Origin of the sequence: Lacipirellula parvula (assembly GCF_009177095.1) — a bacterium.
Classification (GTDB): domain Bacteria; phylum Planctomycetota; class Planctomycetia; order Pirellulales; family Lacipirellulaceae; genus Lacipirellula; species Lacipirellula parvula.
The window spans coordinates 883,414-899,232 of sequence record NZ_AP021861.1 but is presented as its reverse complement, the minus strand read 5'-3'; the positions used below and the strand labels follow the sequence as shown (position 1 = coordinate 899,232).

The window sequence follows — 15,819 nt, the reverse complement described above, 5'->3', positions numbered from 1 at the left end:
CCGCGCTTGCGGGCGTAGGTCTCGGGTTTGGTACGCTCGAGCAGCCAGGCCGCGGCCCGCCAGTGCGTTCTCGCCGCCGATTCCATCAGCTTGAGCGGATCGGGCTTGGAGAGCTTCGCCATGCGAACTTCTTGGTCGAAGTCTTCTTCCTCGCGGCGGTAGCGCTGCACCGTGCGGAGGGTGACGCCGACTCCTTGAGCGGCCTCGGCGAGCGAGTAGCTCTCTCGCACCAGTCGGCAGAATTTTACCTTCATTTCTTCGGTGAAGACCCGCTCGCGTTGGCGGATGTATTGACGTTGCATGGGAAGGTTCTCCTCTGTGTGAACGTGTGACTGAAGTTGTTGAATCGTTTGGTTTGGTTGGTGAGTAGGTGTTTAGGTGAGTAAGTGAAGAAGCGCGCTTGGCGCGGCGTGATCGAGTGATGGCGAGCCCCCCGGCTTGTCCGGGGGGGAATTCGGCGTGCGCTACGTTGCGATTGGCAATGCGGAGGGCACTGCGGACGACCCCCTGGATAAACCAGGGGCTCGCTTGAGAAAGTGCGCGCGCTGCATGTTGCGATGTGAACCGGCGTTCACGTTAGCAAAACTCGGGCGAACAAAACGGACTGGTGGCCGGTATTTGGGGATTGACGCTACCACGCAAACGGCGGGGATTTGTCGGCTAACCATTGCTTATTTTTGCATATCTACTATTTTCTTTGTGGCCTTAACCACAAGACGGTCGCTTCGAATCGCTTTTTCTAGGGTCAGCGACAAAGGCCACGAACGAGGCGAGTTGAACCAGTTGCCAGCACCGGCGAGGAGTTGTCATGCCTGTTGCGAGCGAGGAATCTGGCGTCGATTTGCGGCTGCGACCGATCATCTACGTCCGCGGTTTCGCCGGGACGGAGAATGAGATCGAAGAGACGGTCGCCGATCCTTACATGGGATTCAACTTGGGAGCGACCAAGTACCGGCAAAATCACCAAGGGGTGGTGCGGCGGCATTACTTTGAGTCGCCGCTCGTGCGACTTGGTAAAGATTTCGGCTACAGCGACGTTTACACCGACGGCGTTTACATGCCGCTTGATCGGCCGCTGCCGGCGCGCCCGATCGTCATCTATCGCTATTACGACGGGCAGTTCTACGACGAATTAAGCGACGACGAAGACGACGGTCTGGCGGGGATCAAGCCGAAACGTTCGCGCGAGGAGAACGAGGTCGTCGGCAAGCGACGCGACATTGAAGACTTTGCCGCTGGCTTGGGGAAGTTGATTCTGCGACTCCGCAAACGCTACGAAGCGTCGCCGCACGTGCCTGCCGAGTTGAAGGCGGATTTCAAGGTGCACCTCGTTGGGCACTCGATGGGCGGGTTGATCATCCGCAGCTTCTTGCAATTCGTCGGAACGGGCGGAACCGACGTCCGCAAACGATACACGGCCGCGTGGGAGAAGAAATTCATCACGGCGAAATCGTGCGTCGACAAGGTTTTTACTTACGCAACGCCGCACAACGGCATCGAGCTCGAGATTCTGGGGAATGTGCCGTCGTTCTTCACGGCAGGCGACGCCGACAATTTCAATCGGCGGCGAATGGCGGAGTATCTCGCGCTTCCCAAGTGGAGCGTCGACGGAGGGCAGATCGGTAACTTGCTGGGCAAGTTTCCGGCGGAGCGGTTCTTCACGCTTGTGGGCACGAACCATCAAGACTACGCGGTGCTGTATGGTTGGTCGCAACGCTTGGTCGGGCCGATGAGCGACGGGCTGGTGCGGATCGGCAACGCGACGCTTCACAGCCAGGCGACGGCGGCGGCCGATGCCCAGCAGTGCCCGCGGGCGTTCGTGCACCGCAGTCATTCGGGGCCGTTCGGCATCGTCAACAGCGAAGAAGGCTACCAGAATCTCGCGCGGTTTCTATTCGGCGACGTGCGCGTCGACTGCCAACTTGAACTCGACGCGGTGACGCTGCCGGCGCCGCTTGCCGCGGAGAAGGCCGCCGGGCAAAAGGTGAGAGCGTCGTACAATACGGAATGTACGGTCACGATTCGCGGCATGGGGGTGGAATTTCATCGCCGTGCCGTGAGCGACGGGTCGGCTTCGTTCCGCGAGTACGACGAGCTCGTCGGGAATAATGACAAGGAGAAGCGAATTCAGCACCTCTTCTCGCTTTACTTGCGGAGCAAGTCGCGCATCAAGGAGCACGACCCCAGCTTGGGATTCGGCATGACGTTGGCCATTAAGGTGCCGGAGTACGTGGTTGAGAAAAGGCTCTGGCTCGACCAACACTTTGAAGGGGGCGACTTGTTGTCGGAAGCATATCACTTCACGGCGACTCCTCCCGACGCGGCTGCGACGCCGCCGCGCAGCGAGTGGAGCGTGAAGTGGGGCTCCGCAAAGACGGAGAAGGAAATTGGCGTGCCCGATCAAACGGCCGCGTTGACGACGGCCGGAGAGATGGTGCAGTTTTCGATTCCGATTGATACGACCGAGAGGACGCCGGGAGTAAAGGGGACGTTGCGATTCACGGCGCGACCGCATCGGTGACGGGGCGACGGGGCCCCCCGGATGAACCGGGGGGCTCGCTGGGGAAGTTACTTTGAGAGGTCTTCGAAGCGTTTGTTGACGATCGGGTATTGCTGCCAATCGTTGTAGTCGAAGTGCCACCATTCGATCGGGTTCACCGTGAAGTTTTGAGCTTCCATCGCTTCGCGCAGCAGCTCGCGGTGGTAGCGTTGGAGCGACGTGCCGCCGGGGTAGAGCGGGAACGATCGCGGCGACATCTCGTCGTAGACGCCGACCATTTCGATTGGCTCGCCCGTCTTCAGGTCGTAGAGCGTGAGATCGACCGCGCAGCCCCGGTTGTGGCGGGAGCCCTTTTCGGGATCGGCGACGAAGCCATGGAAGTTGTCGGGAACCGAGTCCCAAAACATCTTCGTGACGTACCACGGGCGGTAGCCGTCGTGGATCAGCAAACCGTAGCCTTTTTCTTTGAGGACTTGGTGGGCGCGGACGGTCGCTTCGGCGGCGGGGCGTTGCAGGAACGATTGGGCCGACTCGTACACGGGCACGCCGGTGAAGTTGCGGTCGGTGGCGTAGCGGACGTCGAGCTTGATCGTCGGGTCGAGCTTGCTCGGCTCGGCGAGGTCGGGCTTGCGGAATGGGCGGGCCTCTTTCGGCGGCGTTGCGGCGAGGGCTTCGGTCCGCAGCACTTCCATTGGACGGAGGGGGCGAATCTGGAAGACGCCGCCGGGGAAGTCCCCGAAGTTGCGGCGTTTGAACGTCACGTCGGCGGCAACCGCTTCGGTCGCGGCGCCGTTGGCGTCGCGTTTGAAGACGATTTGCTCGGCCGGGTAGAGGCCGGCGTTCGGGAAGGCGAAGACATTCTCCGAAACTTCGGTGAGCGGGTAGTTGTAGAACCACTCGATGAGCGCCCAGAGTTGGCCGCGGTCTTCGTAGATATAGAGGATGTTGTGATCTTCGCCGTATTCGCCGAGGAAGCCTTCCCACTTGGCAGGGCAGGGGGCGGGCTTCGCGTCAGGGAGCCGCGTCCACGTTTCGCCGGCGATCGCGATCGATTGGCCGTCGTCGGCAGGTGTGATCTCGGGGCCATAAGTGTGTGGATCGTCGACGATGAGCCGCTCGCCGAGGGCGCGGACTTCGCTGAGAAGATAGTCGTGGCTCAACAACAGCTGGTTGCCGTCGGCGAGCAGGCGGAGCGTGCGGTCGCCATTCTGGTAGAGGCCGGCGAGCGCGCGGGCCTGTCCGGCGGGTAACGGCGTCGTGAGGTCGATCGCAGGCAGTGGCTTCCCTGCGCGCTGCGCGAGCATCAGCCGCAACGCATACTCGGTAAGCCGGTGAACGAAGCCGCCACTGCCGTCGAGCGCGCAGACCGTGGCGACGCCGATCTTTTCTTCCGGCAGGCCGATGAGGTTCGTCGAGTAACCGTAGACAGCGCCATTGTGGCCAAAGGTGGGGTGGCCGTCGAACTGGTCGACGCGGAAGCCGACGCCGTAGAGCGGTTTTGCTTCTTTGCCGGCGCCGACCGGTTTGAGCATCGCGGCGAGCGTGGCGGGGGAGATGATCTGCTGGCCGTGGAATTTGCCACCGTCGAACAGGGCGATGAGGAAATTGGCGAGATCGTCGACGCTGGCGTAGAGGTTGCCGGCGGGGAGCGTGCCGAGGTCGAAGGTCGGCGCCGCGAAGCGGGCTCGCGGCGGGTCGTGCGGGAAGTGGGGCGCCCACATCCAGGCGTCGGGGATTTGTTCCGCGGGAACGTCGGCGCGGAGGAAGGAGCTCGATTCCATGCCGAGCGGTTCGAGCAGCGTTGCTTGCAAATGCTCAGCGAATGGTTTGCCGACGAGGCGCTCGACGATGAGGCCGGCGGCGGAGACGGCGGTGTTTGAGTACTTGGTTTTCGCGCCGGGTTCGTCGACGAGGGCTGTGTCGTTGAGCGACGCGACGGTCTCGGCGATCGACGGCTGGTTGGCGTCAAAATAGTTGCCGACGGGCGACTCGCGGATGAGGCCCGACTGGTGGTTCATCAACTGACGGACAGTCGGCTCCTTGTCGAAGCGGTTTTCCGGTTTGAAGTCGGGGAGATACTTCGAGACGGGGGCGTCGAGGTCGATCTTGCCCTGCTCGACGAGTTGCATCACGGCAACGTCGTTGAAGAGTTTCGACACCGATCCGACGCGGTAGATCGTGTGGCGATCGGCGCGGGAGCCGTCGGCGGCGTGCTGCTCGCCGAAGCCGGCGGCGTAAACGATTTGGTCGCCGGAAACGATGGCGATCGAGACGGCGGGGAGGTTCTTTGACGCTTGTTCAGCGGCGACGAAGGCGGCGATTTTTTCCGCGATCGCTTCGTAGCCGGGGGCGACGTCCGCTTGCGGGGCAGGCGCGTCGGCGGCGTGGAGCACTTGATTCTGGTGCGCGCCGAGAGTGGCGAGGATCGTACACGCGAGCAGCATGGCGGCGCGGGGGGTTCGGATGATGCTCACGCGGGGGACCTCCTGTGATGACTTCTGCGCAATGACGCCGCCGTGCGAGACATTATGCCTCGAATGCCGTCGAGGGCCAACGCACCTGCGGTACGCATCGCGGGTTCGATTTTGCGCACAGTGCGCCGCGACGAGGGAATTCGTGCGACAATCGGGCGGTCGTCAGTTGTCAGTGGTCCGTTGTCAGTTGCGAATGCGCTGGGGGATTAACTCGTGATATTGCCAAGTTCCGTAAAGACGTTGTGCGTGTTGCCGATGGCGTTGTTGCTGGGGATCTCGATGGGGCAGGGCGATGAACCGACGCAGCACTTCGACGTGTTGATCACCGGCGGGCGCGTCGTCGATGGCACCGGAGCGCCGTGGTATCGGGCCGACGTTGGCGTGCGCGACGGGCGGATCGCGGCGATTGGGCGGCTTGAGGGCGCCAAGGGCCGCGAGACGATCGACGCGACCGGGCTCGTCGTGGCGCCGGGCTTCATCGACATGATGGGGCAGACGGCGAACCCGATGTTCGACGATCCGAAGACCTCGCTCAACTTGCTGACGCAGGGAATCACGACGATCAACGCTGGCGAGGGAGATTCGGCGGCGCCGCTGGGCGACAGGGAAGCGGCCGAGATAGGTTGGCAGACGATGGCCGAATATTTTCTCGCGCTCGAACAGAAAGGGCTGCCGCTGAACGTTGTGCAAACGGTGGGGCTGACGCAGATTCGGACGATCGTCATCGGCGAGGAAGATCGTCGGCCGAGCGACGAGGAACTCGCGCAGATGGAAGCGATGGTCCGCGAGGCGATGGAAGCGGGAGCGATCGGCGTTTCGACGGCTCTCATCTATCCGCCGGCAGTTTACGCAACGACCAAAGAGATTGCGGCGCTCGCGAAGGTGGCGGGCCAGTATGGCGGCCGTTACTACACGCACATGCGGAACGAGGGGGCACGACTGCTGGAGGCGATCGACGAAGCGATCGACGTCGGCGAGACGGCGGGAACGCCGGTGCACATCTACCATTTGAAGGCGGCGGGCCGCGCGAACTGGGGGAAAATGCCGCTGGCAATCGCGCGGATCAAAGCGGCCCGTGCGGCGGGGATGCAGATCGCGGCAGACGTGTACCCCTACCAAATGAATGGGCTGGGGCTTGAGGCGTTCATTCATCCGCGGCACTTTGCGAAGGGACGCGAGCAGTTGTTGTCGCAACTCGATAAGCCGGAACTGCGGGCCGAGATTCGTGCGGAGATGGAAGGGGAGGGCGAGTGGGAAAATTGGTATCGGCATGTGGGGAAAGATTGGAATCGCGTCCTCATCGGCAATTGTGCGGATGCGAAGTACGCGCGGTTGGGGGGTGAGAGCGTCGCGGCGATTGCGAAAGAGATGAAGCAAGATCCGTGGGATACGTTCTTTGATCTGGTGCAGGCGCAGTCGTTCGCGTTGCCGCAGACGATGAGCGATGCGAACATCATCGCGGCGATGCAAGAAGATTTTATTTCGTACTGCACCGACGTCGGTCCGGCGGGGGAATCGCGAAGCGTTTCGCATCCGCGGGCGGCGGGAGCGTTCCCGCGCGTGCTGTCGCGATACGTGCGCGATCTGGGCGTGATTTCATTGGAACAGGCGGTGTCGCAGGCGAGCGCCGTCGCGGCGAACGAAGTGATGGCGTACGACCGCGGGCGGATTGCCGAAGGGTTGGCGGCGGACCTCGTGCTGTTCGATGCGGCGGAGATTCAAGATCACTCGACGCCGGCCGAGCCGCGAAAGCTGTCGACCGGGATGAAGCATGTGCTGGTGAACGGCACGACGGTGTTGAAGAACGGTGAGCTCACCGACAAGCGGCCGGGGCGCGTGTTGCGCGGTCCGGGTTACCAGCGGTCACGGGCTCCGCATGCGGTGGCGACCGGCAAGGTGGGGCCGGGGTTGGAATCAATCGACCGCGTGATGCGGCGGTTCATGGAACGGCACCCGGTGCCGGGAGCGGCGGTGGCGATCACCGATGGCGGCCGGCTGGTGTACGCCCGTGGCTACGGCTACGCCGACGTGGCGAAGCGCGAAGCGGTGGAACCGGAGAGCTTGTTCCGCATCGCGAGCATTTCGAAGCCGCTCACCGCGACGGCGGTCATGCAACTCGTCGAGCAGGGGAAGCTCGACCTCGATGCGAAGGTGTACGACATTCTCAACGAGTACGAACCGTACCTCGCGGAGGGGGTCGAGTTCGACAAGCGGCAGCGCGACATCACGATTCGACACTGCCTGCAGCATCGCGGCGGGTGGGATCGCGACAAGTCGTTTGACGGGATGTTTCAGTCGGCGAAGTTTGCGAAGGCGGTCGGCGAGAAGACGCCGGCGAGCCACACGGCAATCATCCGCTGCATGCTGGGGACGCCGCTCGACTTTGAACCGGGTGAACGGTTTGCTTACTCGAACTACGGCTACTGTTTACTCGGCCGCGTCATCGAGAAGATCACGGGGCAGAAGTACGACGACTATGTGAAGGAACATGTGCTCGCGCCGGTGAAGGTCGATCGGATGGCGATCGGGGCGACGCTGCTCGAGGGGCGTAAGGATGGCGAGGTGCGGTACTACGCCCCGTATCGCGGGCAGTCGCTCTTCAGCGGCGACGAGAAGAAGATCGTACCAGTGGCGTACGGCGCGTGGGATTTGGAGGCGATGGATTCGCACGGGGCTTGGATTGCATCGGCAGTCGACCTGGTGAAGTTCTCCTCCGCGTTCGACGACGCGAGCGAGTGCCCGCTGCTGGAGGAACAGACGATCGAGACGATGTTCGCGCGGCCGCCGGGACTCGCGGGGCATGACAAGGAAGGAAAGGACTTGCCGGGGTTCTACTCGGCCGGCTGGCGCGTCGAGTGCGACAAGGATGGCAAGATGGCCTCGGTGGGGCATGGGGGTTCGCTCGACGGCACAAACACGAAGATGGTTCGCCGGGCCGATGGGCGGAACTTTGCCGTGCTGTTTAATGGTCGGCAAACGCCGACGACCGATCGCGTCGCTGAAGCCGCGAGTGCGGAGTTGATGCGGGCGATTGATACGGTGGAGGAGTGGCCCGCGGTGGATTACTTCGAGGGGAAGTTGGAGCCGGCGGCGGGAGCGGGGGAGTAGGTTGCTGACCTTTACTGAAGCTTATTCAATAGCTAGCTGCGTGAAGCATGGAGAAGTTGAAACTCTGAGGTCCCCTCCCCTTGAGGGGGAGGGTTAGGGAGGGGTGACGGCGGTGGGTACCAGGGTTCCACCCCCTCCCCAGCCCTCCCCTCAAGGGGGAGGGAGCCACAAGATTTCTCTTGAAAAGCCGTCGGGTGGCTGCCGATTCGTCGCCCGTTACTTCGTCGGCACCGTGCGGGGTAGGCGGTTCGCAGCTTCAGGCACAGCCGGCGCTTCGGGCCGGCGGAGCGGCGTCTTCGTTCGCGACGGCAACGCCGAGACGAACTTCAGTCCCACACGGAGCGCACTCGGCGTCACGCGGAACTGCCGACGGAAGGCGTGCGTCAGGTACGGCCCGCTGGAGAAGCCGGTGGCCAGCGCGATGCGGCCGACGCTCATCGACGTGGTGACGATTAGCTGGCGGGCGATCTCCAGTCGAACGCGGCGGATTTCTTCGGCCGGCGTGCGGCCCAAGGCGCGGCGGAAGCGCAGCTCGAGCGCTCGCCGCGACATCGACGACGCGCGAACGAGATCGCGGACCTGAATGCCGGCGCTCGCCTTCTCCCAAATCATCTTCACCACCGCGGCCAGCGCGGGGTCGTCGACGGCAAATGCTTCCGTCGAACGGCGGGCGCAGACCCGCAGCGGCGGAATCAGCAGCGGCTTTTCCGGGATGGCGCCGCCGTCGATGATTGAGGCGAGCATCTGGCACGCTTCGAACCCGATGCGATGCGTCGCCAGCTCGATGCTCGTGATTTCTGGCAGGACCATGCTGCAGAGCAGTTCGTCCTCGTCGCCGGAAAGGACGGCGACTTCGCTCGGGATGTCGATCTTGCGGGCATGGCACGCTTCGACGAGTTGCCGTGCGGGAAACGGATCGGGAGCGAAAATGCCGACCGGCTTTGGCAGGCCGGCGATCCAGTCGCCGATGGCGTCGTAATCGTTGGCGTCGACCGACGGGTCCGGCGAATAGACGGAGCAGCTGAACCGCTCATCCTCGACGACGCGACGGAACTCCTCGCCACGCTGCTGCGGGTAACGATCGTCGGCGGGGGAGAAGTACGCGAAATGGACGAGCTGCCGGCTGCGAAAATGCTCGAAAGCCATCCGAGCGCGGTCGACGTCGTCGGTGGCGATGCGGCCGCAAGCGGTATCGTTGAGGAAGGTGGCGCCGACGTCGACAGTCGGCAGGTCGAGCTTGCGGATGTGCTCTTGCAGCGAACGTTCGCGAAGCATGACGATGACGCCGTCGCCGCGCCACTTCGCGGGAATGCGAAGGCGGCGTTGCTCGTCGCGGGGCGATACGAGGAGCCGCCAACCGGCGTCGCGGGCGTAGCAGGAAATCGCTTCGAGGACGTTGCGGCCCCACATGTCGTCGAACTCGACGAGCACGGCGACATCAAGTGGCCGGGGTACGGCGGCAACGGCGGGAGGCGTCGCGGGATCGACGCTGGGGAGCGAGCGAGTCTCGTCAATCATGGCGGGCGAGTGCTTCGGAGGGAGATTCATGGGCCGCCTCACGGCAAGTCGTCGGCGTGCCGCGCGTCGACTCGGATCACTTCACTGGGAGCAGTGTAGCATGACTGGCGTCGCGGCGCAGTGCGAGCAAAATCGCGGCGCTAGCGAGAGGCGCAGCGTTCGGGTCGCTCGCGACGCTGGCATGCTGTTCGCAGTGATCTTGGATAACCGCGCAGAATAGCCTGCTTTTCTCGGAGTGGAGCGCTGCGGGGGGAGCGGCGGCGCCGTGGTCGCGGCGTGGTTGTGACTACATCGTTGGATCGTGCGGCGTCACGGGGTGTGCGTAATATCGACGCATCGTTGCGCATGGTGATATACCTCTGACTGAGCCTACCCGTGCGGACCGGGCCGCGAGCTGTGGGAAAGCTTAGCCAATACGTTGGCGAACGTCGTAAGTTAGCGCCCGCATTGGCGCGGAGGGGCCGGGTGATGTAGCCAGGGGCGCGAGCCCCTGGTAGGCGGTCGGTGTGTGACATTCAAGCCCCGCGAGGGGCGGCATCGCTCTCCTCAACTTCGGAGAACAGTACCGCCCCTTCCGGGGCTTCAACTATGCGAGATGCTCGCAACCAGGGGCTGGCGCCTCCTGGCTACAACATGCCGCCCCTTCCGGGGCTTGGCGTAGCGTCCCGCGTGGTGCGTCGAAGATCGATCGGCCAGCCGCCAACGATCGACCAACGACCGGCTGGCAGCGGCGTATAATTCCTTGTCAGCCGCTTACGCACCGCTCTTCCGCGATACCAACCATGGCCCTCAGCGTTTTGGATCTGTTCACGATCGGCATCGGACCTTCGAGTTCGCATGCGATTGGACCGATGCGCGCGGCGGGGCGATTTCTCGAGCGGCTGCGGCACGCGCACCTGCTGGAAAAGTGCGAGCGGATCGAAGTGAAGCTCTACGCGTCGCTCGCGCTCACGGGCAAAGGGCATGGCACCGACAAGGCAATCTTGCTCGGCCTCGTCGGCGAAACCCCGGAGGGAGTCGACCCTGATCAGGTCGATCGAATTGTCGAATCGATTCGCAGCGATGGCGAGATGACGCTGCCGGGTGGACGGCGGATTCGGTTCGACGAGCCGCGTGACTTGCTCTTCTTGCGAAACGAGAGCTTGCCCTATCACCCCAATGGGATGGAGTTCACTGCGTACGACGCTGCCGGCGAGATGCTCGACCGCTACGTCTGCTATTCAATCGGCGGCGGGTTCGTTGTCGACGAACAGGATGCGGCTCGCGACGTGGTGAGCGGCGACGAGACGCGGTTGCCGTACCCGTACCACTGTGGCGACGATTTACTCTCGATGGCGGCGGAGACAGGGTTGTCGATCAGCGCGATGACGCTCGCGAACGAAGAGCGGTGGCGGAGCCGTGCGGAGATCGAGGAGCGGCTGCTGCGGATTTGGCGCGTGATGCAAGCGTGCGTCGAGCGGGGCTGCCGCGAAGAGGGGACGCTGCCGGGCGGCCTCAAAGTGAAGCGGCGAGCGCCGGAACTGTATCGGCGGCTTGCGGCGAAGCAACGTGCAGCGGCAGCCGCAAACAACGGCGATCACGACACGCTCGCAGCGCTCGATTGGGTGAATCTCTACGCGCTCGCCACCAGCGAAGAAAATGCGGCCGGCGGTCGAGTGGTTACCGCGCCGACGAACGGCGCGGCGGGAATCATTCCCGCGGTGCTCCACTACTATCGGCGCCACACGCCCGACGCCGACGACGCGGGAGTGGTTAAGTTTCTGCTCACTGCGGGGGCGATCGGCATTCTGTACAAACTCAACGCCTCGATCTCCGGAGCCGAGGTAGGTTGTCAGGGCGAGGTCGGCGTCGCGTGCTCAATGGCGGGCGGGGCGCTCACCGAGGTGCTTGGCGGCACGCCGCGTCAGGTCGAAATGGCGGCCGAGATTGGCATGGAGCACAACTTGGGCCTCACCTGTGATCCGATCGGCGGACTGGTGCAAGTGCCGTGCATCGAGCGGTGCGCGATGGGGGCGGTGAAGGCGATCAACGCGTCGCGGATGGCGCTCGGCAGCGACGGCGAGCATCGCGTTTCGCTCGATCGCGTGATCCGTACGATGCGCGAGACGGGCCGCGACATGCTCACGAAGTATAAGGAGACGTCCCGCGGCGGGTTGGCGGTCGCGGTGACGGAGTGCTGAGCGAAGGGGTCGGGAACCTTTTGCGCTCGCTATTTGAAAGCTGTGGCTCCCTCCCCCTGGAGGGGAGGGCTGGGGAGGGGGGAAGAGCCCTGGTACACGCTCCAGTCACCCCTCCCTAACCCTCCCCCTCAAGGGGAGGGGACCAGAAGCGAATTCTATTTCATCTCGTGGCCTACTCTTCTTCTTCGCCCTTCTCGGCTTCCTTTTTATCCGCCGCCTTCTCCAGCGGCTCCGACTTGCAGTCGAGGTCCCATTCCCAGTCGTTGAAGTAGAGGTTGTGCCCGTCGACTTCGACTTCGCCCCGTTGGAAGTCGATCGGCTCGCTGCGGAAGCTCGTCTTCGCGGGGTGGAGCGTGCGGCCGTAGTCGAGATTGACGATCAACCGGTACGGGTCCATATGGCCGCAGAAGAAATCGCGTACGGCGGGATCGTCGCTCTTGCGGGCGCCGTACGAGGCGTCGGCGGGGAGCCAGCCCCACGGTTCGATGTAGATTTCCGCCCAGTCGTGCATCCCCTCTTCGCCTGGCTTCGTGCCGAAGCCCGATTGCCAACGGGCCGGAATGCCAGCCGCACGGCAGAGCGTGACGAACGTCGTGTTTTGCACGCCGCAGTCGCCGCAGCGGGCGGCGATGCCTTTCTTCGACAGGCTGGGGATCGTGCTGTATTCCATCTCGGAAACCCACGGCAGGTTTTCGGAGACCCAGTTGAAGATCAGTTGCGCCTTCTTCAGCGAATTCTTCTCGTCGCCGACAATCTCTTTCACCAGCTTCTTCACTTCAGGCGTGAAGGCGATGTGCGGCAGTCGCTGCGCGGTGAACTCGGTGAAGACGTCGCTCTCTTCGTCGTACGGCTTCACCATCTCCGGCTTGAGCGTCGGGACATACGCAGCGGTGGTGAATTCAAACTCCGCGACGAACTTAGGCGGCGTTCCCTTGTCGTCGACGACTTGCTCGAAGTAGATGGTGCGTTGCGGCGCGCTCGCGGGAGAGAGTTCCACGGACTGCTCTCCCGAATCGGTGGTAACTTGCTGAAGCTGTCCCATCGGACGGCCCATTCCCATTTCATCGCCAGCGACTTCAATCACCGGCTTGATTAGCTTCACGTCCGTCTGCTGAATGCGATACGCCTGCGGAAACGGCAACCACGCCCGTACGGTGGCGCCCGGCTTCAACCGCTTGTTCCCTTCCTTCAGCGTCAGCGTGTAAACGACGTGATGCTTCACCGGGTAAATCGCTGGCGTATCGGCCGTCTTGGCGATCGTGTTCAACTCGGCGATGAGGCCGTCGAGGTCGAACCGCTTTTCAGCAGCCGGCGTCTTTTCGCGGCGCTTGCGGGCCTCCTCGCTCACGCGGAAGAGGTTGGCCGCGGCGTTGCGGAAGTACTTATGCTCGCCGTCGATTTGCTTCGAGTGAAGCTTGCCGGCGTCGCGCCACTCTTCGATCTCGGTTTCCTTCACGTCCGGAATTGATTCACGCACCTGCTTGGTGATCTCTGCTTCGTCATGCGGGAAGTCGGCGCGGGTGCGGTCGAGGACCTCCAAAATCACCGCCGCTTCGGAAGTCGCGGGGAGTTGCGGATCGACGGCTGGCTTGAGCAGTTTTTCAGCCTCGCGGAACTCGCCTTGGGCGATAAGTTCCCGCGCCGCTTGGAGTTGGGCCTTGGTTTCGGCAAAAACGGGCCGGGCGGCCAGCAAGAGGGCCGCGGCTGCGGCGAAGTAAACCAACGAACGGAACGATTTCATCAATGCAACCCCTATGCGTGGACGCCGCCAAGTCGACTTTCAGGGTAAATAGGGAGAGGCGGCGGGGATAGTCGTCTGCTACGATTGGGAGCTTCTATTTTCCTGCCGCCACGGTTGGCCGCACGCATCCTTCGCAAAACCTTTATGCCATCTGCTGTTGAAGCCTCCGGGGGAGAACCGGCGTCGCCGGTTCACGGGGGGCACGATTCGGCCGATCCCCGTCGTTGGAAACTTCTCGCCCTGGCCGCTCTCGGGGTGGTTTACGGCGACATTGGCACGAGCCCGCTTTACTCGGTGCGTGAGTGCTTCCACGGCAGCCACGCGCTCGCGGTGAACGAGACGAACGTCCTCGGCGTGCTATCGCTGATCTTCTGGGCGCTGACGCTCGTGATCGCGGTGAAATACCTCGTCTTCATCCTGCGCGCCGACAATCACGGCGAGGGAGGCATCCTCGCGCTGATGGCGCTGCTTGCTCCCGCGGGTCGCGGCATCTCGCGGCGGACGTGGGTCGTCGTGCTCGGTCTGTTCGGCGCCGCGTTTCTCTACGCCGACGGCATGATCACGCCGGCGATCTCGGTGCTCAGCGCGGTCGAGGGGTTGCGACTGGCGTCGGAAGATATTTTTCAGACGTGGTTCGTCGAGATCATCGCCGTCGTCATTCTGCTGGGCTTGTTCCGCTTGCAGTCGCGCGGCACCGCGAAGGTCGGCGCGCTGTTCGGCCCGTTCATGCTGTTCTGGTTTTTGCTGCTGGCGGCGCTCGGCGTGTGGCACATCCTCGAAATGCCAAGCGTGCTGTCGGCGATCAACCCGCTATACGCATTCCATTTCTTCGTTGAGAACGGCGTCACGGGTTTTCTGATTCTCGGCACCGTGTTCCTCGTCGTCACCGGCGGCGAAGCGCTCTACGCCGACATCGGCCACTTCGGCGTGCTGCCGATTCGGGCGTCGTGGTTCGCCGTGGTGTTCCCGTCGCTGCTGCTGAACTACTTCGGCCAGGGATCGCTGCTGCTGCGACACCCCGAAGCGGCCATTCATCCACTGTTCGAAATGGCGCCCGACTGGGCTCTCTACCCGATGGTGGTGATCGCCACGCTGGCCGCCGTGATGGCGTCGCAGGCCGTGATCACCGGTTCGTTCTCGCTGACGCTGCAGGCGATCCAGCTTGGCTACTGTCCGCGGCTGCGGATCGAGCACACCTCGTCCGACCAGAAGGGGCAGATTTACATTCCAGCGGTGAATCGATCGCTGATGATCGCGGCGATTGCGTTGGTGCTCGGCTTCCAATCGTCGAGCAACCTCGCCGCGGCGTACGGCATTGCGATCACCATCACGATGGTGGTGACGACGCTGCTGTTCTACGTGCTGATTCATCACCACTGGAAATGGCCGACGTGGGTGGCGGTGCTTTTCGCCGGATTCTTTCTGGGGATCGACCTGTCATTCTTCGGCGCCAACTTGCTAAAGATCTTCCACGGCGGTTGGTTCCCGCTCGTGATTGCAGCGGCGATTTACGTGCTGATGAGCACGTGGCAAGATGGCCGGCGGCTGCTCGCCGAGCGACTGCGGGCGTCGATGCTGTCGACCGAGTTGTTCGTCGCCGAGATCATGGTGAACCCGCCGATCCGCGTGCCGGGGGTGGCGGTGTTCATGTCAGGCAATCCGATGGGGACCCCGCTCGCGCTGCGGCAGAACGTCGCCCACAACCATGTGCTGCACGACCGCAGCATCATCCTCGGCGTGCAAACGGCCGAGGCGCCGCACGTGCCGGATGAGCAGCGGCTGGAGACCGAAGAGATCGGCGAAGGTTTTTACCGCGCGACGCTGCGGTACGGCTTCATGGAAGAGCCCGACGTGCCGGCTGACCTTACGAAGCTGGAGTGCCTGGGCGCGGGGTTCGACTTGAAAAAGGTGAGCTACTACCTCGGCCGCGAAACGCTGCTGGCGACGCCGCGGTCGGGGATGTATATGTGGCGCGAAAGTCTGTTTTCGTTCCTCTCGCGGAACGCGCAGCCGGCGACGCTGTTCTTTCACTTGCCGCCGGAGCAGGTGGTGGAAATCGGAGCGCAGGTGGAGTTGTAGCTCTGGCGTAACGCCGAATTTCTAGCCCCTGACTCCGCCAGGGGGTCGGTCGCCATGCTGATCGGCGTAACCTGGCGTGCTGCCACCCCCTGGCGGAGCCAGGGGCTAGAATCGCATGTGCGACGTGCGCATTGTACCGCCTGCAACGCCCGCGGAGTTCGGCATTTCTAAGCACGCCAGCGCGTCGCGTCGTGCCGGCGGGGTATAGTTTGCCGTCCT

General features: G+C 63.3%; 7 protein-coding genes. 4 read left to right on the top strand and 3 right to left on the bottom strand.

The annotated features are described in order from the left end of the window. Positions 1-808: 808 nt before the first annotated feature. The gene (locus PLANPX_RS03355) at positions 809-2,521 is read left to right on the top strand and encodes an esterase/lipase family protein (RefSeq protein ID WP_152097356.1); all 1,713 of its coding nucleotides are present in this window, start codon (positions 809-811) and stop codon (positions 2,519-2,521) included. Positions 2,522-2,568: 47 nt separating this feature from the next. On the opposite strand, the gene PLANPX_RS03350 is transcribed toward PLANPX_RS03355, so the two are convergent. After that, the gene (locus tag PLANPX_RS03350; protein ID WP_152097355.1) at positions 2,569-4,974 is read right to left on the bottom strand and encodes a serine hydrolase; all 2,406 of its coding nucleotides are present in this window, start codon (positions 4,972-4,974) and stop codon (positions 2,569-2,571) included. Positions 4,975-5,187: 213 nt separating this feature from the next. On the opposite strand from PLANPX_RS03350, the gene PLANPX_RS03345 reads away from it, so the two are divergent. Next, on the top strand, positions 5,188-8,082 hold the full coding sequence (locus tag PLANPX_RS03345) for a serine hydrolase (protein WP_420844071.1): 2,895 nt from the start codon (positions 5,188-5,190) through the stop codon (positions 8,080-8,082). Between the two features lie 216 nt (positions 8,083-8,298). On the opposite strand, the gene PLANPX_RS03340 is transcribed toward PLANPX_RS03345, so the two are convergent. Beyond that, complete coding sequence (locus tag PLANPX_RS03340) at positions 8,299-9,600, bottom strand: xylose operon transcription regulator XylR (RefSeq protein ID WP_172991833.1); 1,302 nt, start codon at positions 9,598-9,600, stop codon at positions 8,299-8,301. A gap of 782 nt (positions 9,601-10,382) precedes the next feature. Here PLANPX_RS03340 and PLANPX_RS03335 point away from each other — a divergent pair. Beyond that, positions 10,383-11,780, top strand: coding sequence for an L-serine ammonia-lyase (locus PLANPX_RS03335; RefSeq protein WP_152097353.1), 1,398 nt, complete (start codon positions 10,383-10,385; stop codon positions 11,778-11,780). Positions 11,781-11,952: 172 nt separating this feature from the next. On the opposite strand, the gene PLANPX_RS03330 is transcribed toward PLANPX_RS03335, so the two are convergent. Next, the gene (locus PLANPX_RS03330; protein WP_152097352.1) at positions 11,953-13,521 is read right to left on the bottom strand and encodes a transglutaminase-like domain-containing protein; all 1,569 of its coding nucleotides are present in this window, start codon (positions 13,519-13,521) and stop codon (positions 11,953-11,955) included. 144 nt (positions 13,522-13,665) lie between these two features. On the opposite strand from PLANPX_RS03330, the gene PLANPX_RS03325 reads away from it, so the two are divergent. Continuing rightward, positions 13,666-15,600, top strand: coding sequence for a potassium transporter Kup (locus tag PLANPX_RS03325; protein WP_152097351.1), 1,935 nt, complete (start codon positions 13,666-13,668; stop codon positions 15,598-15,600). Positions 15,601-15,819 lie beyond the last annotated feature (219 nt).